The sequence below is a fragment of the Vibrio sp. 704 genome, from assembly GCF_033339295.1.
Map to the genome: position 1 here is coordinate 1 of NZ_JAWOUH010000799.1, position 568 is coordinate 568.

General features: G+C 40.1%; 2 protein-coding genes. Both read right to left on the minus strand.

Annotation, left to right across the window (positions count from 1 at the left end; all coding sequences use genetic code 11):
• Positions 1 to 123: 123 nt before the first annotated feature.
• Positions 124 to 288 carry a pleiotropic regulatory protein RsmS gene (rsmS, locus tag R7R24_RS29185; RefSeq protein ID WP_005456217.1) on the minus strand — a complete coding sequence of 55 codons (165 nt, stop codon included), beginning with the start codon at positions 286 to 288 and terminating at the stop codon, positions 124 to 126.
• A partial coding sequence (gene priC / locus R7R24_RS29190) for a primosomal replication protein PriC (RefSeq protein ID WP_318120522.1) occupies positions 288 to 568 on the minus strand: 281 nt, incomplete at its 5' end. The genes priC and rsmS, both read right to left, overlap by 1 nt.

Consider the following 568-nt stretch of genomic DNA (forward strand, 5'->3'; position numbering starts at 1 on the left):
TAGTCCATTGATGTTAAAGCTGATTACTTTCATTATTTATCCTTTTGAGGGCGTATTTTTCTAGAATGGTATCATTCTGAAAGCGTAGTGAAAATGAATCTCAACAAAAGAAAAAAGCGCGTTTTACTGCGCTTTCAATTTGTTTTCTAAATCTGTTTGTACGATCTTCAATGCTTTAATCGCAACTTCTGGATCAATCTCGTTGGTTTCAAGCAAGTAGATCAAATCAACGGCCAGCTTGATCTCTTCTGGCGCGTCATCAAGAGGAGAGGTTGGTTGATCTGCCATTATTGGTGCTTTTCCCTATGTGTAATTTGATTTTCTAGTTTAAGAAGCGCTGCCTCGCAACGAGCTAAACGTTGCTCTGTCGCCAGCAATACTTTCTGAGCTTCAGCTCGCATAAAACTAGGTGCAGTTTCCACTGCGCGTTCCTTTTCTAACACCATTTCTCGCAAGCGTCTTGCCCATTCTTGGTGTTGCGAGAGCTCTTGATAAAGTACGTTAATTGGTTTGCGAAAGTGGCTGCTATGTTTGATTTCATTCTTACGAATTTTAGTGGTAGAAATCA